Genomic DNA, 18,654 nt, shown 5'->3' with positions numbered 1-18,654 from the left:
CCGTATCGGTGAGGCCAACGTCGGTAGCAGCAGGCACAGGCATCACCTAACGCAAATCTGGCAGGATGCTCCGCCATGACTACCCGATCAGAACAGTTGGAGATCACGTCGTTACATGCAAGGCCTGGGAGCTCTGACGCCTTGCCAGATGCAGACCGCCCTTTCGAGGAGGCGGTGCGTCGGCTCATACAGGACTGCACCGCGCTCGGCATTGAACGCAAGGTACCTCTCCGGGTCAGGGTCGCGCTCAGACGACGTCTCCACCTCCAGCGCTGGAAGCGCAACGCCCTCATACTGCTGCTTCTCCTCCCTCCTCTTTGCGGCTTGGCGTGGGGCATGACCCTGCTGCAGTGGAGACTTGGATGGAGGCCGCGGCCGGCGCAGGAGGGATCCGTATGGTCTTTTGACCTCACAGCATCAAATCCTTGGCAGCAGACCGTGTCGATCCTGACTCTGACAGCGCTGATTGGTTTCCTGCTTCTCGGAGGGCTGGAGCTGTACGCCGATCAGCTACTTGAGCCCATGCGCGTCGCCTCCCGGGCATCAAGGCTCCTCGTAGCGCGCCGATATGCCCTCGTCACGCAGTGCGCCGCGGCCATTCACGCCTGTGCACAGGCCCGGCGCAGCGGGGAACAAAGGCCGGCCCGACTCAGAAAGCTCTCCAAGGAGCTGAAGATTGTCCAGCGCGGCGTGCTGGACGCGCACCACAGCCGCGGGACCGTGACCCGCTGGTCCCACCGTACAAAGCCCCTGAAGCGCCACGAACGGCAGGTCGCCGGGGCGTTGCGCGTCCTTGAAATCAAACTGGACCATGCCCCGAACGAAGCACTGCACGACATCGCTGAAGCGCTCCTAACGATCTCTGACCGATACTGCCAGACCCGTCTCGGCGAGCTGCTGGACGAGGATCAACTCAACGACATCGAGCCCCAGCGCAACTGGGACGTGGTACGGCTCCTCACCGCCTACGCCGTTGGCGCTGGTGGCGTGACCGGGCTGGCACTCACAGGCGTTGTCCCAGAAAATGCCGAACCGTACGTCTACACCCTCGTACTGGCTGCTGCCTTCCTCATCGCATTCGGACGAAACGTAAGGCGCACAATCGACGTTCTCAGCGCCATCACTGGGGGAGTCTGAGGCATCTGGTGGGACTGTAAAGGAACGGTGTAACTCCGATCACGAAGGATTGCACCTGTGACCAGCGAGAACATAGCCATGGCGTCTGAGGCGGGGGCCTCGCCGACGGCTGTCGATGACCGGTTCCTGAACGAGCTCGTGGCCCGGGCCCAGGCCGAGGGCCTGCAGCTGACGGGAAACCGCCGGCAAGGACCCGGCGGAGTGGCTGCCCTCGGACGGCTCCTACCACTGCACCTACGCCGCGAGCTGGGTTGATACAAAGCCGCGCTGGGACCTGGCCGTAGACGAGAGCGAGTCCCAGGCCTCCCCGAGGACTGCCCCACCACCGCCGTCGTCTACGAACCCGCCCTGTAGCAGTGCCCTGACGCCCGTCTACTGCCTGCCCACGCCAATGCAAGCGACCGCCGGGTTCGCACCCAGCCCCGCCCCGCGCCTCCGTCGGCACCGCTATACGGTTAGTGCGTTGTGCAACTGCTCCTGCCCGATCCCTCGTATCCCCCGGCGAACGTAACGCTGTGCGGACCGCCGGATCGGCGGACCACACAGCATGATTCGGCGCGTCAGCAGCCGTCGTCGTATCCTCCGCCCCAGTCGTCGTCGTTGTCGTACCCACCGCCGTTGTGTCCGTAGCCGTTGTCGTCGTCGTCCCAACCGCCGCCGTGGACGTAGGTGACGGAGGTGACGGGGTGTGTGGGCATGGCCGCGGAGGCAGTACCCGCGGCGCCGAGCGCGGCGCCACCGGCCATCAGGACACCGATGGCGGACACCGCGAAGAGCCGCTTCACTCTGATTGCCTGCATGATTAGAACCCTTCTCGCAGTTGTGCCACTCACTGCGGCACGAAGTCGTTCTGCCTCCTCTCGCAAAACGTGGACAGAGCTTTCCGGTCGCCAGATGAATGTGATGTGCGCGTATCCGCCGTCAACGTGACCTCGTCGGGCCACGGACATTCTGGACTGGAACGCAAATTCTCAAGCCTCGTGCATCGCTGCGGGCCAGAGTGCGGATCTCGCAGTTGCGTCCGTCTTGTATCCATGATAGCCACCTTCACGCGACTCGTCATCTGGGGCAGCGAACCAGAAAGGAGTGCAGCCCATGATTGAGGTCACCAAAGCCGACGTCGGCGACGGCGGTGTACTGGTAGTCGGCGGTGAGCTGGCGCGGGGCGTCGGTGGACTTCTCCTTGCCCCACAGCTGGACGTTCGCGTTGCGGACCGGCTTGGTCAGCGTGGGCTTGCCCCGGCCGGCCTCCGCCGACTGGTAGTCGAACTGGAGCTTGCCACTCAGGCAGATGGGCGACGCAGCCGCGGCGCTGGACGCCGTCAGCGGGACGACGGCGGCGAGGGCGAGGGCGAGGGCGAGCAGAACGGTGTTCATGGCAGCTAAGCCGCGTGGCAGCCGAATTCCGATGGCCACAGGGGTTCCTCTCATAAGGGCCTTTTCGAAGTCCCGTTCGGTGCGGTCCGCATCCGTGCGGTCCGGGCAACCGGCACGTAACCACGTCTCAAGCCCACACCGCATTGACCACGGCGTGGCCCGCCGAAGCCGCCCGCCCGTAGAACCCTTGGAGGTCCCTGTGATGGTCGAGGAACTCCTGCCTGGCCTGCACCACCTCACGGCCGCGGCCGCCGAACCTGGCGCCAGCAACGTTCCACAGCTCGTCGAAATAGACAGTCGCGAGGAAGTCTGCAGCCTGTGACACCCCAGGCGGCTCCAGAATCATCAGGGGCGGGTTGGAGGGGCGGCGTCAGCGCGGTGTGCCACGGGGCGGCCGCCGTAGATCGGCAGCGTCCAGGGCTTGTCGGCACCTGCATCGAGGACGTCGGTCGCGGGGTAGAGGTCATTGACGGAGTTGAAGACCTTCTCGATCGAGTCGGCGATACCTGCCGCGTACTCGTCGGGGTGGTTGTCCCAAGCCTCTGACATGAACGTCGCAAGCCAGGTGTGGTCGTCCCTGATCTCGGAATCCGCGACGCGCGAAGGTGTAGGTGGATGCTCACCGCGACGAGTCCCCCGGTTCGGTGGCCCGCCGGTCGGGCCGAACGAACAGAACTTACTCGCCGGCACTGACGACGAGACGTCCCGTCTCCTAACGCGGGATGCTCGGCGCTAGGCCGTGTATCGAAAGTGGATCTTGAGCTGTGAATGATCAGGGTTCATGGGTCGGAGAGATCTCTCGGACGAGCAGTGGGTGGTGTTGGAGCCGTTGTTGCCGAAAGGGACGAAGGTGGGGCGGCCGTCCGTCCGGCCTCGGCGGCAGTCGATCGACGGCACACGTTCCAGTCCGGACTGGTATTCCGTGGCGGGACGTGCCCGGCGGGTACGGGCCGTGGGGCCGGATCTACGACCTATTCCGTAGCTGGCAGCGGGACGGCACCTGGCACCGGATCCTCACCCACCTCCAGTCCCTGGCCGACGCGAAGGGTGCGATCACGTGGGACTTGAGGGTCGACTCAACGGTGTGCCGAGCCCATCAGCATGCAGCGGGTCCGTAAGCAGGGTGACCTGCAGAAGAAACCACCGGGCGGCACCTTTGACGAGCCCCGCGATCACGGACTGGGAGGCTCGCGCGGCGGGTTCACCACCAAGCTGCACCTGGCCGTTGAGCAGGGTCAGAAGCCCATGTCGATCGTGGTCACGGCCGGGCAGCGCGGCGACTCGCCGCAGTTCGAACCAGTACTGGAGAAGGTCCGCGTGCCCCGCACCGGGCCGGGCCGACCACTCGTCCGCCCCGACCACGTTCGGGCCGACAAGGCGTACGCCTCCCGCAAGAACCGCGCCTACCTGCGCTGCCGAGGAATCCGCTGCACCATCCCGGACAAGGCCGACCAAGCCCGCAACCGGAGAAGCTTGGTTGCCGCGGCGGCCGTCCGCCGAAGTTTGACCCGAAGGATTACAAGGCCCGCCACGCGCTCGAGTGCGGCATCAACCGCCTCAAAAGGCACCGCGCCGTGGCCACAAGGTACGACAGGCTCGCGGTCCACTACGAGGCGACCGTCCTCGTAGCGGCCATCAGCGAGTGGCTGTGACCAGCGGTCATACGAAACCGGCCAGGACGGCGCATGGGCGTCAGGAACCCATCGCGGCTCGGTCGGACTCGCTGCGAAGAACGCAGAATTCGTTGCCTTCGGGGTCAGCAAGGACTGCCCAGCCAGAGCCATCGGGATTCCGGTGATCGGTGACAAAGGTGGCACCGAGGCCGAGCAGCCGTTCCACCTCCAGCTCACGCGATGTCTCAGGGCGCAAACACAGATGGATCCGGTTCTTGACCTTCTTAGACTCGGGCACCTGGTTGAAGTACAGCACCGGGCCCTCCGCCAGCAGCACCTGAGTCTCCCGGTCACCCGGCTTGTCCTCCGGATGCAGTGGACGGCCAGTCACTCTGCTCCAGAACCGAGCCAGCTCGTAGGCATCCGCACAGTCAATCGCCACGTTCTGCAATACCGAAACCATGCGCGCGAGCCTTCCTCACTTCCACCCCAGACGCCACCGAGTTACGCTCAGCCTTCGCCACACAGCTCAGACGCATGGCAGCACTTTCGATACATGCTCCAAGAGGGTGTATAGCGCTTTATTGCGGCCTTTGAGCTGGTATGGGCTTGTGGTCGTTCGAGGCTGCTGCGGTTGGTGTGGTTCATGATGTGAAAGTGGCTCCCAGGCAGGCGTCTTGCTCTGCCTCCTCCTGTTTCATCCCAAGGCGCCGGGTTTCGCGCCGTGTGCTTCGGGCGCCTGTCCGCCCGCCTGGGCCGGCTGGGTAGCCCGGAATCATGCCTGAACGCCGCCGATACCCGAGCGATCTGTCCGATGCCAGGTGGGAGCTGATCGAGCCGGTCCTGACCACGTGGCAGTCCGAGCGCCGCGGCCGCGGCCTGGAAATCGGCCGACCGCCCGACCACGATCTGCGCAGTCTGCTGGACGCGGTCCTCCACACAAACGCCCTCCAACCGCTGCGCGACCCAGCCACACCTCGGTCCGCTCCGTGGCCCGGGTCCCGGTGCGGCCGGTGCGTCTGGTCGCGGAGGGGCTGCGGGCTTTCCCGTGCCGAGGTCGAGCGGCTGATCTCGGAGGGAAGTCTCGTCCAGGCCGTCTGACTGGGCGGCATCCTGTCCGGTGGCTTCACCTTCACGCTCAAGCGCTGATTCGCGCCAACTCCCCTGTCCACAACCCGAATTGACAGGCCGCGGACGGGAGGGGGTCCAGCCGGCGGGATAGAGTGCGACCACCCCAACTACCCTCATGGAGACGGAAGATGCGCATATCCACCCTGCCCGCCGCCCTTGTCCTGACGGCCGCGACTCTCGCGGGAGCGGCGGCCCCAGCCGCCGCCGAGACCCCGGCCAACGTGGTCACCCTGGACGCCGGTCTCAACCTCCACCACAACACCGCGACAGTGACCTACGAGCGCGTCGACGGCGCCGTGAACACTGTCAAGATCATCTCGGTGGACGTCACCAGCGGTGAACCCGACTGCGCCTGGGTGCAGTGGAACGACCCGAAGAACACCGGGGACGGCTGGACCAACCTCGACTCCGAGCCCTCCTGTCACGGCATCGGCCTGATCGAGACGCTCAACGTCGTCATCAAGGCTCCGGCGGGCCACCCGCTCAAGGTGCGCCTGGCCTCGTACCACGCCGACAGCAACGGCGTGATGCACAAGGACGTCGCGAAGCTCTAGCGGGCGCGGCGGAGCGCCTTGGTGATGATGTCACGCAGTGTGATTCCGCGAGGGCCGTGTTGAGTGAAGGCGAGGGGTGGCCGACGGGGCGGACGAACCCGAACGGGAGTTCGACCTTCCCTACTGCGAGTGGCTGTTCACGTTCATCGGATCCAGCTCCTTCGAGGAGCCGCTGATATGAAACGCCGAGGCCTTTGACCGAGGCCTGGAGTTCATCGGAATCCACGTCTTCCAGCCGGACGTAGCCGTCATTCGCCTCACCTCGCACCGGGTATGAACTGGGCATCAGCCTCCGCCGTCCCAGGACAGCCGAGGCCAAGAACTGGCCAAGGGGCGCGGACCGTACCGCCAGCGCCCAGGTACGCCTTGTCGGCCCAGCACTTCACGCCGGCGTCGGCGAGGGCTTCGATGACACCGTGACTGCGGGCGGCCCGACCCCGGATGGCGTCGGCCCCCGCGGCGGCCGGAGTCGCGGACGTGCGCCTGCCCCGACACCGTCGAACAAGCAAGGGCCGCCCGAGCGACCGCGGCCGTGGCAAGAAGACGTCGGGGCGTCGTGATCGCCACAGAAGAGCAACTCCGGATAAGGGCGGCCGAACTCGACCGCCGGCCGCCACCACCGCGCATCACAGCCACAGCGGACGGGAGTTACGACACACGCGACGGTGGCCACGAACCGGGGCCACAGCGCATTTGTAGTCACACACCGTTACAGGAAGGAAGCCGGAGTCACACCCATCACCCGGATGGCCCCACACCTTCACCTGCCGAAACGATCACTCCGTATTCAGCGGCACCCCACGGCTCCGTGTCAGCACCGGGCACTGTCCGACCCCACCGCCATGGCGGCCGAGGCCCCGACGGTCTGGGCGAGCACCGCTCCGGCCACTGGCCCCGAAGTGCCCCTCAAGTAGCCCACTTCGGGGCACCCAGCCGGCGCGGGGCTCGCCCGCGCCCAGCTCGGCGTGCGGCCGGGCCGGCGGCAACGGGCTGCCTCCCGGACGGCAGCATGGAGATACGGGGGTGAGGGGCCTCGCCTCGCTGCGCGGCGAACTCGGGCGCGCCGCCTCGTCATTCCCCAGAAACGAACACCCCCCAGGGCCTGATACCGGACCCCCGGCTGTGCCGCACAGCGGAAGCGGGATCGCCCGCCCGGTCAACCCGCCGAGACGGCCGCCCCTGAGCCGTGTTCCACTCCGCCGGTGCCCGACGAGAGTGAACCGCCGCGCCCGTCGCGCCCCTGCAGAAGCCCCGGATATCAGGCGTCAGCCGGGATGTCCGGCCCCCAACAGGCGTGCGCGCCACGCGATCAACTGGCTACTCTGTGTCATGGACGATGACTGCACGCAGGTCAGCGGGTCCGTCGGGCTGCCCTGGCACTGGCAGTGGTTCACGGTCGTCGTCCCACACTTCCGACGAGCATGGGGATGCAAGTGATCAGGAAGACAAAGTGGTTGGGGGCGCTCGCCCTGGCCTGCGCGCTCACCCTGACGGGGGCTCCGGGCTCCGCAGGTGCCGCGCCAGGTGAAGGCAAGTTGACCGTCAACCTCCTGCGGGACTTCGCCGCCAAGGGCGACCGGAACCCGAATATCCAGGTACCGCACGGCCCGGGGACGGTCAGGCTCTGCGAGCGGCTCACCCGCCCTGCGCCGTGCCGGACCTACCAGATCGGCGCCGACGGCACCGTTGAGATCGACACCACCACGTGGACCGGTTCCCCCGGACGGTACAGCGTCGAACTGCTGAACTGGGCTGACAAGTACGATCCCGCCACCGGGCAGGGCTTCCTCCAGCCGGCCTTCGCCGGACCCGGGCTCTCGTCACACCTCGCCTTCGTCGACCTGAGGGCCGGCCAGGACGCCACCCTCGACTTCGGGGTGTGGAACCCGGACGACTACTGCCAGGACAACCCAGACCTGGCCACGCCCTGCCAGCAGGCCGCCACCAAGCCCGGCGGCAAGACCCTGGTGACGTTCCCGTACACCTCCCGCGGCGACACCCAGGGCAACCCCAACAACCCCACGGAGCTCGCCAACGGCACGCAGACCGGTACCGCCTACGGGCTGGCGTACGACAAGAAGAAGCGGCGCATCTTCACCGGCGCGTACGCCAAGCGGCACGGCGACTACGGCCCCGGCGGTCCGGGCGCCATCTACGTGACGGACCGGGGCACCGGCGCGACCACCCAGTTCGCCATCGTTCCGAACGCCGGCACCACCCCCCACAACCAAACAGACCGAGTCGACGCGGACTTCGCGGCGACGGTGGGCCAGGAGTCGCTCGGCGACATCGAGATCTCGGCCGACGGCTCCCGGCTCTACGTCGTCAACATGAAGGACCGCAACCTCTACACCTACGACACCACCACGGCAGCGCCCGTCGGCGCACCGCTGCCCATCCCGGACACCGCCTGCACCCCGGCGGCCGACTGGCGGCCCATGGGCCTGGGCATGCGCGACGGGGTCCTGTACGTGGGCGGTGTCTGCTCCGCACAGAGCACCCAGGACGTCACCCGACTGCGGGCCGTGGTCTGGACGTTCAACCCGGCCACCGGCACGTTCGGCGCCGCGCCGGTCGTCAACGAGCCGCTGGACTTCCCCCGCGACCCTGCTGTCGCCCCGACCCCGGGGAACTGGAAGCCCTGGACCAAGGACGACCTGACGCAGTTCCCCGACGGCGGCAACGCCCAGTGGGCCTACCCGCAACCGATGCTCAGCGACATCGAAATCGAGCGCGACGGATCACTGGTCCTGGGCTTCCGCGACCGCATGGGCGACCAGTCCGGACTGGTCATCCCCAATGCCAACCCGGCCAAGGCCAACGTCATCGAGAGCATCGCGACCGGGGGCGACCTCTACAGGGTCTGCCGCACGACCACCGGCACGTACGAGTGGGAAGGCGGCGCGGCCTGCCCGCGCACCGGCAGCGAGTTCTACAAGGGCGACGAGTGGTACACGGGCGGCGGACACCTGGAGACCGTGCAGGGCGCCCTGGCGTTGCCGCTCGGCGGTGACCGCCTCGCCGCCACCGCGATGGACCCGGTCCGGTCGGTCAACTCCACCGGTGTCGCCTTCTTCGACCGCTGGCAGGGCGACCGCGGCGCCGACCCGTCACAGCAGGGGCTCGGCCTGGCTTACGCCAACGACGGCGGCTTCGGCAAGGCCAACGGCCTTGGCGACCTGGAGCTGCTCTGCGACGAGCCTCCGGTCCAGATCGGCAACCGGGTGTGGCGCGACAAGGCCGACGGCACCCAGAGCTATGACGAGACGGCGGGCATCCCCGGTGTGACGGTGATCCTGCGCGACGCGACGGGTCAGGAGATCGCGCGCAAGAAGACCGACGCCAAGGGCGAGTACTACTTCGACCACCGCGACGGGCTGCGCCCCAACACCGCGTACACGCTGGAGTTCGACAAGTCGACGGCCGACCCGACCAACGACTACGGTCCGGCCGATCTCCAGTGGACCCCGCACGGCCGCCCCAACCAGGTCACCAACTCCGACGCGGAACCGGACGGCGGCGACCCCGAGGCGGACACCGCGACCGCAGCCGTCACCACCGGCCCGCCCGGAACCATCAACCACGACATCGACGCGGGTCTGTGGGTCGCCAGCTGACCCCGTGACCCCATGACCCGGTGAGCGCGTACCGCACACCGACACCGACACCGCACCGGCAGACCGGGAGGGGCCCGACGGGTCCCTCCCGGCAGTTCTCCGGAGCGCGGCCGTCAGGCGAACACCGAAGAGCCCAGCGGGCGCCCCGCCGAGAACCCGGGCAGCACCAGAAAGGTGCCGGAGGCAGTGGCCGTGGCGAAGGCGGACAACTCGTCGCCGTCGTCAAGCCGCCGCTGGGTCTCCACGTACGTCCGCAGATCCCGCTGGAAGGCGATGAACAGCAGGCCTTGGTCCCCGGTTCCGTTGGAGAAGCTGTAGCCGCGGCGCAGCATCAGCCCGCTCCCGGTCGCGGCCGGATGGGCCCGCCGGACATGCGACATCAACGGAACGAGGTATCTGCCGTCCGCCGTTTTGGCTCCCAGGTCGACGGCCGCCGTAGGTCCGCCGCCGCTCAACGGCGCCGCGTCGGACCTCCGTCGGCCGATGACCCGTTCCTGCCCGGTGATGTCCTGGGCGAGGAAGCCCGCCACGTCCAGGCGCAGTCTTCGGACCACGGCGATGGTGGCCCCGCGGACCCGCTCCGGCCCGGCCAGCCAGACTTCCCGGGCCAGCTCCCGCTCCGTCCGCGGGACGGACACACCGTCCAGGAAGCCCAACAGGTTGCGAACGGGGCCGGGTTCGCGGGCGGGCGGACGGAAGCCGCCCTGGGACCAGCGCGCTCGCGCCGACCGCTCGCCGAGCCAGCCGGTCAGCACCCGCTCGGCGTGCGCCACCACCTGCGGATCCGCGGCGCAGAGCTGCACCATCAGGTCCCCCTGACGTGCGTGGTCGGGCACGGCCCGCTCGAGATCCTCCGGGAGCCCTGCCGCCCCGGGCAGCCGGCCATCCACCGACGCGACCAGGCGGGGGCCGACTCCGACGGTGACGCTCAGGTCCCCCGGTGCGAGCCCGCCCAGCTCCGGTCCCGTGCGGGAGCAGAGCGCGGTGATCCGACGGCCGAGATCGGACAGCAGCCGTGCGAGAAAGGGCTGTTCGCCGGAGGTCCAGGCTGCCGCACCGCCCGGGGGCGGAAGGTCGAAGACCGCCAGGGCCGCGTTCTGCTGGGGTTGCGCCGGGCGGTCGACTCCCGCCTGCCGCGGCCCCTCGGTCGGTACGGCCGCAGCTGCTGCCGCCCCGGTTGCGCCCGCGATCGTCTCCGGGGTCCTGGCGGCCGGGCGCCGGTCCCGGCCCGCGACCGCCCACCCCGCCGCCACGGCCGGTACCGCGACCGCAAGGCCCCCCAGGAGCCGGCGCCGGACCAACGGCGACGGTTCCGGATCCATCACATCGTCACGATCAGTGTCCACACGAGCACTCTAGGGTGATCATCGACTCCGCAAACAACCGGAAGAGACCCTCGTGATGCCACGCTTGCGCCGCCGCTCCGCCGGCCGCCGCCGCCTCGCCCCGGCCACCGCCGTGCTGGCCACCGCGCTGCTGTGCGCGGGCTGCCAGGCTCTGCCAACGGACCCGACATCGGCCAAGAACACCGCTCCCGCGACCATCCGGGTGCCGTCCCAGGCAGCCACCATCAACGCCGCGCTCGACCGCTCCCGGCCGGGCGACCTCGTCCTGGTCTCGCCCGGCGTCTACCACGAGAGCGTCCGGATCCGCACCGAACGAGTGATCCTGCGCGGCACCGACCGGGGATCAGTGGTCATCGACGGCCAGGGCCGGCGCGCCAACGGCGTGACGGTCACCGCTCCCGGCGTCTCGGTCGAGAACCTGACCGTCCGCAACCACCTGCTCAACGGCGTACTCGTCACCGGTATGAGCGACGGCAACGGCGGCCTCGCCCGGGGCAGCAACGGATATCGGCACCTCGATCCGGCCGAGTTCCCCCCGCTGAAGGGCTTTCGGGTTCGCTACGTCACCGCTCACGCGAACGGCCTCTACGGCATCTACGCGTTCAACGCCCAGCACGGCGTCCTGGAGCACAACCACGCCTCGGGCAGCGCCGACTCCGGGCTCTACGTCGGCCAGTGCAAGCCGTGCCACATCCTCGTCCGCGACAACGTCTCCGAGCACAACGCCATCGGCTACGAGGGGACCAACGCCAGCGGGCCGATCTGGGTGTTGCGCAACCGCTTCTCCGGGAACCGGGTCGGGCTGACGGTCAACTCCGACTACCTGGAGGCGTACGTCCCCCAGCAGGGCGGCACCATCGCCGGAAACCTGATCGCCGACAACGCGGACCCCGCCACCCCCGAACAGGCCGACGGCGCCTTCGGCATCGGCATCGGCATCGCCGGCGGGCAGCGCAACCAACTCCTCCGCAACCGGATCACCGGCAACCCCCGGGCAGGCGTCGAACTCGCCTCCAACGAGGACCTCGCCCCGCGGGAGAACAGCCTCCGCGAGAACACGCTCACCGGCAACGGCGTGGACGTCGCCTACCGCGCCTCCGTCCGAGCGCCCGGGCGCGGGAACTGCTTGGACGGCAACACCCTGAGCAGTACCCTTCCCGCCGACCTGGAGGCCGTCGCCGCCTGCCCGGACGGCCAGCCCGAAGCGGCCGGCCCGTCCCCGCGCACCGATCCGGCCCCTCCCGGCATCCCCTTCCTGGACGTTGCCCCGCCGCCGGACCAGCCCCAGCTCCCGGATGCCGCGACCGCGCCCGCCTCCCCCGCCGACGGACTGCCGGGGCCCGTCGATCCCGACCGGGTGCCGTTGCCCGGCGCAGACCTGTTCGCCGACCGCAGCCGGCCGACGACCGCCGCCCGATGACGCCGCGCGCCCCCCGCATGCCCGTCCGGGCTGCCCTCCTGCTGGCCGTGCTGCTCGCCTCGGCGGGCTGCACCGGGCCCGCCGCCGACCGGCCTGCCGAGGACCGGGCGTTGTTGACGGAACAGCAGGCCGAGCTCCTCGCGCTGGCCCGGTTCACCAACTACCGCAGCGCCGCCGGAATCGTGAGTGCCACCATCCCGGTGCCGGGCCGGACCCTCCGGCTCGACGGCCGACTCGACTGGCGCGCGCACACCGGCTACGCGGAGCTGCGCGACGAGACCCCCGGAGCCGCCACGCACTGGCGCCACCTGCTCCGCTGGAACCGCACCACGGTCTCGGCCCGCTTCAACTGGACCGGCCCGCGCCCCGACAAGCCGCCGGCCGACGGCTGGAACGAGCGCCTCCTGCAACCCCGCTCGGCCACCGTGGACAGCACCCTGATCCTGCTGCTCTCGCTCGGCTCCGACCGGCCCGAGAACGCCCAGCTGCTCGTCCGCAGCAGCGCACGCGTGGTCGGCCACGAGAAGCTCTCCGGGGTGCCGGTCACGGTCTTCTCCGGCCCCGGCACTGACACTGGCACCGGCACCGGCACCGGCGATGTGCCCGCCACCGCAGCACCGTCCGCACCCGGGACTCCGGGGCGCACCCGCTACTGGATCGACGCCGACGGCGGCCTACGCCGCTTCGCCGCACGCCTGGGCGGCTCGGGCACCTGGATGACCGCCGACATCACCCGGCAGCCGCCCCCGCCCACCACCCCCGCGGCCTCTGCCCCTCCGTGACAGACCTGGAGAGGTTGGGCACGGTCCGATCGCACTTCGACCTCGCCCGGGCGTAGGAGCCTCGCTCGGCGGCGCGGGCTAGGACTCGTTCTGCTACAGCGACCCCTCGGTGGGACCGGCGCCACAGGGGGGCGCACGGCGGGAGGGCGGCAGGTCGTGCTTTCATCCGAGCTCGTCCCGCCGGGGCCGCAGCGGCGACGGCGAGCGCGGGCAGCAGATCCAGGGCCTGTATGACTACCGCAAGCTGGGCGTGCTGCTCGACGGAGTGACGGGCCGGGGGCTGGACGCCTGCAGCCGGGCCGACAGCCCGAGAAGGACCTGCCGTCGTTGTACCGATTAGCCCCGGCGAGCTCCATCACGTTGCCGCCAACTCCGCCTCCGCCGAAGCGAGCCTCTGCGGGCCCTGGACAATTCCTCGCCACCCGCTTCGCGGCCGACGGCAGATCGCCCCGAAAATTGCCGACCTCGAACTCACCGCCCTGTGCCGCGACGCACCGGACAGGCCGCCGGACAGCACCGCACCACCCTCTGATCACAACTGCCTGCAAGCCCTCACCGAGCTGGCTGCAACCGGTGAGTGCGGCGGCGAAGTCCCGCCGTTCCAGGAACAGGAATTGGCGATTCTCCCGCGTTCCGGACTGTCACCTGCGGTGGAGAGGTTCCACCACGGCAGTGGTGAGTCACCGGTGAGTTCACCGGTCAAAAGGGTTGCCGTCCCGTGACGGCGCAGGGCTGGTGACGGTGAGCCGGGCGGTGAGGCGGTGGCCGTTCCGTGGAGTGCATGCACAACCAGCACCCCACGGAAGGCACCCCGATGACTCCTGTCCCCCTCCGCCGCGTCCGGCCGGCATCCCGTTCGGCGGCCACGCAGCCGCTGCGCCGCCCGCGTCCCGAGACGGTTCCGGTCCGCGGCTCCCTCCCACACGGGCCGCGTCCGGCCCGGATCGGAGTGTGGGCCGCGCTGGCTGCCGCACTCCAGAGGCGTTGCTGCAGGCAGGCGGCGGCGGGGCCCGCGGGCCCCGGCTGCGTGCCCGCCGGGCTGGTGTGTCAGATGATGGCGAGCCGGTCCACCAGCAGTTCCACCCTCCGCTCGGTGTCCTCCGGCGGCAGCCGTCCCGCCCGGGTCAGGGTGGCCAGGCCGTGCAGGGCCGCCCAGAACACCTCGGTGAACAGTCCCGGGTGGACGCCGTCCCCGGCAACCTCGGCGAGGCACTCGAGCAGGGCGGCGAAGGCGTCCTTCAACGGCTCCGGAGTGTCCTCGTGCGCGAACGCCAGGCCGCCGTCGAGCTGGAACATGGCGTCGTAGACCGCCGGATTGCGCTCCGCGAAGTCGAGGTAAGCGCGGGCGAGGGCGGTGACCCGGGTACGCGGGCCGTCCGCGGCGGCGGTCGCGGCCCGCAGTGCCCCGGCCATCTCGGCGGCACCTTCGAGGGCGACGGCGCCGATGATCTCGCGCTTGCCGCGGAAATGGCTGTAGAGGACGGGCTGGCTGTACTCGATGCGCTCGGCGAGCCGGCGGGTGGTGACCGCGTCCCAGCCCTGCTGCTCGGCGAGTTCGCGGGCCGTCGCCACGATGAGGCGCTCACGGTCCGCCCGTTCGCGCTGCTTGCGTTCCTGTACCGACATGAATCGATCCTAGCACCGCTAGACAATCGAGCGGCAGTAGTACTAGCGTTGCCTCAACACCTAGCGACGCTAGATCCCAGGAGGGGTCATCATGCCCAACGCACTCCAGGTCATCACCACCGTGGTCGTCGGCGTGATGGTGGGGGTGGAGTTCTCCGTCGCCTTCGTCATCAACCGGATCCTCAACGCACTCCCCGGGGACAGCGGCCAGCTCGGCCGCGCCCACGGAGGCCGGATGCTCGGCGCCGTGATGCCGCTCTGGTACATCACCTCGCTCGTCCTCGCCGCGGCCTGGGCCATCACCGGATGGCACCACCCGGGCACCGGCCTCGTCATCACCGCCGCCGGACTGCTGATCCTCAGCGTGATCATGTCGATCCTGCTGCTCGTCCCGATCAACAACCAGAGCAAGACCTGGACCCCCGAGAACCGGCCCGCCGACTGGAAGGAGCAGATGAACCGCTGGGACCGCTACCACCACATCCGCGTCGCCGTCATCATCGCCGCCTTCACCCTGCTGGTCACCGCCCTCACCTGATACCACCGCTGCCCCGACATGCATTCGTTCGACCCTGCATATCGACGGCTTTTGCCCCATCGGGGTGCGCCGGAAAGGGCATCGGGTTTCTGACCCCGCAGGCCGAGGCCGCGCTGGTGGCCAATCCTCAATCCTCGGGGGCGGCCGACCACCGAAATCCCGGCATTCGGGAATGCAGCTGCCGCTCAGATCCCACAACTGCGATCCCGGCAAGCTGCGCCCCTCGATCTGCCGCGTCCACGCGGCCTGATCAGGCCCCACACGACTCAGCAAGCTCCACGAAGCTCACCAAGCTGCCAAAGACTCGCATGGAGAAGAACAATGTCGCTGAAGAAGATCAACACTGTCCTGACCGCCGCCTTCATCCTCTTCATCCTCTGGTTCGGGACGGAGTACATCCTGAGCCCGGAGACGCCGGCGCCGGGCTACGGCCTGCCGAGCTGGCCGTCCGGCGACGGCGACGGCTTCCTGATCATCAAGGGAATCCGCGACGTCGTCTTGGCCCTGGTTCTGGGCATCCTGCTGGTGACGGGTCACCGCCGGGCGCTGGGCTGGGTGCTGCTGGTGGAAGCACTCGCCGCGTACGGCGACATGACCAACGTGCTGGCCCACCACGGCTCCGTGGCCACCGCGCTCGGCGTCCACTGCCTGACCGCGACACTGATGGTGGTCAACGGCCTGCTGATCATGCGCGAGACCCGCAACGTCGCGTCCGCTCCGGAAACGCCCGCCCCGCAGCCCGCCTAGCGCGGATCGGGCCGTGATCAATCCGTTGGTTTCGCCCCGTCCCAGGCCCTGGCCCGGTAGACCGTCGTGCGTGACACGCGCGTAACTGACGGACGAAGAGTGGGAGTTCATCGAGCCGCACCTGCCGATCGGCGAGTACGGCCCGTACCCCAAGACCCTGCGGCAGCAGTTCGAGGGCGTGATCTGACGGTTCCGGACCGGCGGGCAGTGGCGGGAGATGCCGAGCGAGTTCGGTGCCTGGTCAACCGTCTCCAACCGCTACCGCCAGTGGCGTTACGCCGGAGTGTTCAAAGCTCGGCTGGAGGACCTGATCGCGGAGGCGGCGAAGCGGGGCGAGGTGGACCTGTCCCTGGTCAGCATCGACTCCACCACCACACGCGCCACGATCGTGGAGTCGACCGAAACCGTCCAGTTGATCTCGTCGTCAGTGTCTGCCGCTGCTAGGACAGCGGCGGTGATCACCTCCCAAGTGCCGTCGAATCCCCACCTGATCAGCCGTTTGTGAGCGGTCTGGAACGGGCCGAGCTCGTCGGGCAGGTCCCGCCAGGGCGAGTTGGTGCGCTACTTCCACGCGATGACCTCAAGCGTTCGACGGTGGTCGGCCCATCGTCGTCCGCGGACCGGATCGGCCGGCATCAGCGGCTCGATCCGGTCCCACATCGCATCAGTGATCACTATTCGGGCAGACACATCCGATCAACTGACCAACCCATCAAAGAGACACGCGCTGGCCCGCGTCATCGCCGCCCGGCCCTACTTCGCCTGGCATCCCGTCAGGGGCGTCCCCGATGTCCTGTTCTGCCCTCCCGCGGCCTGCGATGTCCCGAGGTGTGCCATGTCCGAAATCTCCGGCGCGGGCCCCCGGGCCGCGCTGACACCCGCGGACGTCGCGATCATGGTGGTCGGAATCGTCCTGGGTTTCGGCATCTTCGCGACCCCGGCGCTGGTCGCGAAGTATTCGCGCGACGAGGCCGTGTTCGTGTCGCTGTGGCTGCTGGGCGGGCTGGTGACGCTGATCGGTGCGGTCTGCTACGCCGAGCTGGGCAGCGCGCGCCCCAACGCGGGCGGCGAGTACGCCTTCCTGAACGAGGCCTACGGGCGGAAGGTCGCCCTGCTGTTCGCCTGGGCGCGCTGCGCGGTGATCCAACCAGGTGCCATCGCGGCCGCCGCCTTCGTGATGGGCGACTACGCGAACACGGCCCTGCCGCTCGGACCGTACGGTCCGGGCCTGTACGCCCTCGTCGCGATCACCGTCTCACCCTCGTCAACCGGGTGGGCATCACACCCGGAAAGCTGACCCAGCGGTTCGTCGAGGTCGTCGTCGTCCTCGCGCTCATCGCCATCGTCGTCTCGGCGTTCGCCACGACGGCTCCCGCGCCTCGCCCGAGCACCCCGCAGGAGACGTCAGTGGCCGGTATCGGCCTCGCGATGATGTACATCCTCCTGACCTACGGCGGCTGGAACGAGGCCGCCTACCTCTCGGGCGAACTCCAGGACGCCCGGCACAACATGGCCCGCGCCCTGGTCCTCGGCGTGCTCGTCGTCATCGCCGTGACCCTCGCGATCAATCTGGCCTATCTGCACGTGCTGGGGCTCGAAGGGGTCCGTGACAGCGATGCCGTCGGCGCCGAAATGATGCGCGCCGTCGCCGGCGACGCGGGGGCGACGGTCCTCAGCGTCGTCGTCATGCTCTCCACCTTGACCACGCTCAACGGCCTGATGATCACCGGGGCCCGCTCGTACTACGCGCTCGGCCGGGACGTGGCCGCACTGCGCTCGATCGGCACCTGGAAGGAGCGCGGTTCGACCCCTGCGAACGCGCTCGTGCTGCAGGGCGCGGTCTCCGCGGCGCTGGTCGTGTTCGGAGCCGTCACGCGCGTGGGGTTCCGAGCGATGGTCGCCTACACCGCGCCGGTGTTCTGGTTCTTCATGTTCCCGGTGGCCCTGTCGCTCTACGTCTTTCGCAGGAGGGAGCCGGGCGCGGCGCCGCACTATCGGGTGCCTCTCTATCCGGTGACCCCTGCGCTCTTCGGGCTCAGTTGCCTGTGGGTGCTCTGGTCCAGCCTCTTCCACGCCGGATGGGGAGCCGTTCTCGGTGTCGTGGTGCTGCTCGTGGGTACGCCCTTGCTGTTCCTCGAGCCCACCCGGTCCTCATGAGGCGGGAGGAGCGCACGCAGCCGTGCGGGCTATTCGGCTCGTCCATATGGACCTCGCCCAGAGGCGTTGACCGCCCTGGAACACCTACGCCGCCACGCGGTTTCCTCCGCATCAAGCCCGTTTGACGTCCCTGGTCAAAAAGCTCTCGGGTCTGTCGGGCGGGCGACCTACGCTGGCCCCGTCCGCACTATCTGGGAGAAGCATGACAAGCAGGTTCACCGAGTTGACCGTTGACTGCCATGATCCGGAGAGGCTCGCGGCCTTCTGGTGCGAGGTCCTGGACTTCAAGGTGATCGACCGGAGCGAGGGCAAGGTCGAGATCGGCTCTTGGATGCCGACCGTCGAGGAGGTCCGGGCCCGCCAGATGCCACCCACCCTGGTGTTCATCCGTGTGCCCGAGGGCAAGACCGTCAAGAACCGGCTTCACCTCGACGTCAGCCCGATCGACGGCAGCACCGAGGAAGAAGTGACCAGATTGCTCGGTCTCGGCGCCGTTAAGGTGGACGTGGGGCAGGGCCCAGACCGGAACTGGGTGGTCATGGCTGACCCCGAGGGCAACGAGTTCGACGTCCTGCGCACCTTGGCACCGCAAGACTAGGCCGTCTTCCT

General features: G+C 68.9%; 17 protein-coding genes and 4 pseudogenes. 13 read left to right on the top strand and 8 right to left on the bottom strand.

Annotated features, from left to right (window positions below; all coding sequences use genetic code 11):
- Positions 1-75 precede the first annotated feature (75 nt).
- Positions 76-1,137, top strand: coding sequence for a hypothetical protein (locus tag OG509_RS38535; RefSeq protein WP_406187213.1), 1,062 nt, complete (start codon positions 76-78; stop codon positions 1,135-1,137).
- Between the two features lie 560 nt (positions 1,138-1,697).
- Here the strand turns inward: OG509_RS38535 and OG509_RS38530 are convergent.
- The 4 genes from OG509_RS38530 to OG509_RS38515 form a co-directional block, all read right to left on the bottom strand.
- The gene (locus OG509_RS38530) at positions 1,698-1,937 is read right to left on the bottom strand and encodes a hypothetical protein (RefSeq protein WP_328764361.1); all 240 of its coding nucleotides are present in this window, start codon (positions 1,935-1,937) and stop codon (positions 1,698-1,700) included.
- Positions 1,938-2,196: 259 nt separating this feature from the next.
- Positions 2,197-2,514, bottom strand: coding sequence for a hypothetical protein (locus tag OG509_RS38525; RefSeq protein WP_406187212.1), 318 nt, complete (start codon positions 2,512-2,514; stop codon positions 2,197-2,199).
- Between the two features lie 127 nt (positions 2,515-2,641).
- Positions 2,642-2,860: a hypothetical protein gene (locus OG509_RS38520; protein WP_406187211.1), complete on the bottom strand. Its 219-nt coding sequence runs from the start codon at positions 2,858-2,860 to the stop codon at positions 2,642-2,644.
- The gene (locus OG509_RS38515) at positions 2,860-3,063 is read right to left on the bottom strand and encodes a hypothetical protein (RefSeq protein WP_406187210.1); all 204 of its coding nucleotides are present in this window, start codon (positions 3,061-3,063) and stop codon (positions 2,860-2,862) included. Before OG509_RS38515 ends, OG509_RS38520 begins: the two co-directional genes overlap by 1 nt.
- 232 nt (positions 3,064-3,295) lie before the next feature.
- Between OG509_RS38515 and OG509_RS38510 the strand changes: the two are divergent.
- Positions 3,296-4,166, top strand: a pseudogene (locus tag OG509_RS38510) (IS5 family transposase).
- Positions 4,167-4,206: 40 nt separating this feature from the next.
- Here the strand turns inward: OG509_RS38510 and OG509_RS38505 are convergent.
- Entirely contained in the window at positions 4,207-4,590 is a 384-nt protein-coding gene (locus tag OG509_RS38505; protein ID WP_406187209.1) for a VOC family protein, read from the bottom strand.
- Positions 4,591-4,904: 314 nt separating this feature from the next.
- On the opposite strand from OG509_RS38505, the pseudogene OG509_RS38500 reads away from it, so the two are divergent.
- From OG509_RS38500 to OG509_RS38490, 3 genes and pseudogenes are all read left to right on the top strand, one after another.
- Positions 4,905-5,072 (top strand): annotated as a pseudogene (locus OG509_RS38500) (transposase); the annotation flags it as partial.
- Positions 5,073-5,386: 314 nt separating this feature from the next.
- Positions 5,387-5,812: a hypothetical protein gene (locus OG509_RS38495; protein WP_406187207.1), complete on the top strand. Its 426-nt coding sequence runs from the start codon at positions 5,387-5,389 to the stop codon at positions 5,810-5,812.
- A 1,433-nt stretch (positions 5,813-7,245) separates the two neighbouring features.
- Positions 7,246-9,429: an SdrD B-like domain-containing protein gene (locus OG509_RS38490; protein WP_406187206.1), complete on the top strand. Its 2,184-nt coding sequence runs from the start codon at positions 7,246-7,248 to the stop codon at positions 9,427-9,429.
- Between the two features lie 113 nt (positions 9,430-9,542).
- Here OG509_RS38490 and OG509_RS38485 read toward each other — a convergent pair whose 3' ends face one another.
- Positions 9,543-10,775, bottom strand: a complete 1,233-nt coding sequence (locus OG509_RS38485) for a Dyp-type peroxidase (protein ID WP_406187205.1) — start codon at positions 10,773-10,775, stop codon at positions 9,543-9,545.
- 55 nt (positions 10,776-10,830) lie between these two features.
- On the opposite strand from OG509_RS38485, the gene OG509_RS38480 reads away from it, so the two are divergent.
- Both OG509_RS38480 and OG509_RS38475 read left to right on the top strand, forming a co-directional pair.
- A complete protein-coding gene (locus OG509_RS38480; protein WP_406187204.1) occupies positions 10,831-12,195 on the top strand; it encodes a nitrous oxide reductase family maturation protein NosD in 1,365 nt (454 codons plus the stop codon).
- Entirely contained in the window at positions 12,192-12,977 is a 786-nt protein-coding gene (locus OG509_RS38475; RefSeq protein WP_406187203.1) for a hypothetical protein, read from the top strand. Before OG509_RS38480 ends, OG509_RS38475 begins: the two co-directional genes overlap by 4 nt.
- A 1,047-nt stretch (positions 12,978-14,024) precedes the next feature.
- On the opposite strand, the gene OG509_RS38470 is transcribed toward OG509_RS38475, so the two are convergent.
- Positions 14,025-14,603: a TetR/AcrR family transcriptional regulator gene (locus OG509_RS38470; protein WP_406187202.1), complete on the bottom strand. Its 579-nt coding sequence runs from the start codon at positions 14,601-14,603 to the stop codon at positions 14,025-14,027.
- 91 nt (positions 14,604-14,694) lie between these two features.
- On the opposite strand from OG509_RS38470, the gene OG509_RS38465 reads away from it, so the two are divergent.
- The 3 genes and pseudogenes from OG509_RS38465 to OG509_RS38455 form a co-directional block, all read left to right on the top strand.
- Positions 14,695-15,141: an anthrone oxygenase family protein gene (locus OG509_RS38465; protein ID WP_406187201.1), complete on the top strand. Its 447-nt coding sequence runs from the start codon at positions 14,695-14,697 to the stop codon at positions 15,139-15,141.
- Between the two features lie 321 nt (positions 15,142-15,462).
- Entirely contained in the window at positions 15,463-15,888 is a 426-nt protein-coding gene (locus OG509_RS38460; protein WP_406187200.1) for a DUF4267 domain-containing protein, read from the top strand.
- Positions 15,889-15,973: 85 nt separating this feature from the next.
- Positions 15,974-16,267: pseudogene (locus OG509_RS38455) on the top strand (transposase); the annotation flags it as partial.
- Between the two features lie 5 nt (positions 16,268-16,272).
- Here OG509_RS38455 and OG509_RS38450 read toward each other — a convergent pair.
- Positions 16,273-16,578: pseudogene (locus OG509_RS38450) on the bottom strand (transposase); the annotation flags it as partial.
- A 145-nt stretch (positions 16,579-16,723) separates the two neighbouring features.
- Here OG509_RS38450 and OG509_RS38445 point away from each other — a divergent pair.
- The 3 genes from OG509_RS38445 to OG509_RS38435 all read left to right on the top strand — a co-directional run bounded on the left by OG509_RS38445 (position 16,724) and on the right by OG509_RS38435 (position 18,643).
- Positions 16,724-17,185: an amino acid permease gene (locus OG509_RS38445; protein WP_406187199.1), complete on the top strand. Its 462-nt coding sequence runs from the start codon at positions 16,724-16,726 to the stop codon at positions 17,183-17,185.
- Positions 17,161-18,045 (top strand): APC family permease, encoded by an 885-nt coding sequence (locus OG509_RS38440; protein WP_406187198.1) that lies wholly within the window; start codon positions 17,161-17,163, stop codon positions 18,043-18,045. The genes OG509_RS38445 and OG509_RS38440 overlap by 25 nt, the downstream gene beginning before the upstream one ends.
- Positions 18,046-18,247: 202 nt before the next feature.
- Positions 18,248-18,643: a VOC family protein gene (locus OG509_RS38435; RefSeq protein ID WP_406187197.1), complete on the top strand. Its 396-nt coding sequence runs from the start codon at positions 18,248-18,250 to the stop codon at positions 18,641-18,643.
- The last annotated feature ends 11 nt before the right edge of the window (positions 18,644-18,654 follow it).

This window comes from Streptomyces sp. NBC_01006, from assembly GCF_045162725.1.
In the GTDB taxonomy this organism is placed as follows: domain Bacteria; phylum Actinomycetota; class Actinomycetes; order Streptomycetales; family Streptomycetaceae; genus Streptomyces.
The sequence above is the reverse complement of the archived record's forward strand: the minus strand, read 5'-3'. Positions and strand labels throughout refer to the sequence as shown.

Coding starts and splice junctions, on each gene's coding strand:
- OG509_RS38535 (WP_406187213.1), top strand. CDS start 76: ATGACTACCCGATCAGAACAGTTGGAGATCACGTCGTTACATGCAAGG.
- OG509_RS38530 (WP_328764361.1), bottom strand. CDS start 1,937: ATGCAGGCAATCAGAGTGAAGCGGCTCTTCGCGGTGTCCGCCATCGGT.
- OG509_RS38525 (WP_406187212.1), bottom strand. CDS start 2,514: ATGAACACCGTTCTGCTCGCCCTCGCCCTCGCCCTCGCCGCCGTCGTC.
- OG509_RS38520 (WP_406187211.1), bottom strand. CDS start 2,860: ATGATTCTGGAGCCGCCTGGGGTGTCACAGGCTGCAGACTTCCTCGCG.
- OG509_RS38515 (WP_406187210.1), bottom strand. CDS start 3,063: ATGTCAGAGGCTTGGGACAACCACCCCGACGAGTACGCGGCAGGTATC.
- OG509_RS38505 (WP_406187209.1), bottom strand. CDS start 4,590: ATGGTTTCGGTATTGCAGAACGTGGCGATTGACTGTGCGGATGCCTAC.
- OG509_RS38495 (WP_406187207.1), top strand. CDS start 5,387: ATGCGCATATCCACCCTGCCCGCCGCCCTTGTCCTGACGGCCGCGACT.
- OG509_RS38480 (WP_406187204.1), top strand. CDS start 10,831: ATGCCACGCTTGCGCCGCCGCTCCGCCGGCCGCCGCCGCCTCGCCCCG.
- OG509_RS38475 (WP_406187203.1), top strand. CDS start 12,192: ATGACGCCGCGCGCCCCCCGCATGCCCGTCCGGGCTGCCCTCCTGCTG.
- OG509_RS38470 (WP_406187202.1), bottom strand. CDS start 14,603: ATGTCGGTACAGGAACGCAAGCAGCGCGAACGGGCGGACCGTGAGCGC.
- OG509_RS38465 (WP_406187201.1), top strand. CDS start 14,695: ATGCCCAACGCACTCCAGGTCATCACCACCGTGGTCGTCGGCGTGATG.
- OG509_RS38460 (WP_406187200.1), top strand. CDS start 15,463: ATGTCGCTGAAGAAGATCAACACTGTCCTGACCGCCGCCTTCATCCTC.
- OG509_RS38445 (WP_406187199.1), top strand. CDS start 16,724: ATGTCCGAAATCTCCGGCGCGGGCCCCCGGGCCGCGCTGACACCCGCG.
- OG509_RS38435 (WP_406187197.1), top strand. CDS start 18,248: ATGACAAGCAGGTTCACCGAGTTGACCGTTGACTGCCATGATCCGGAG.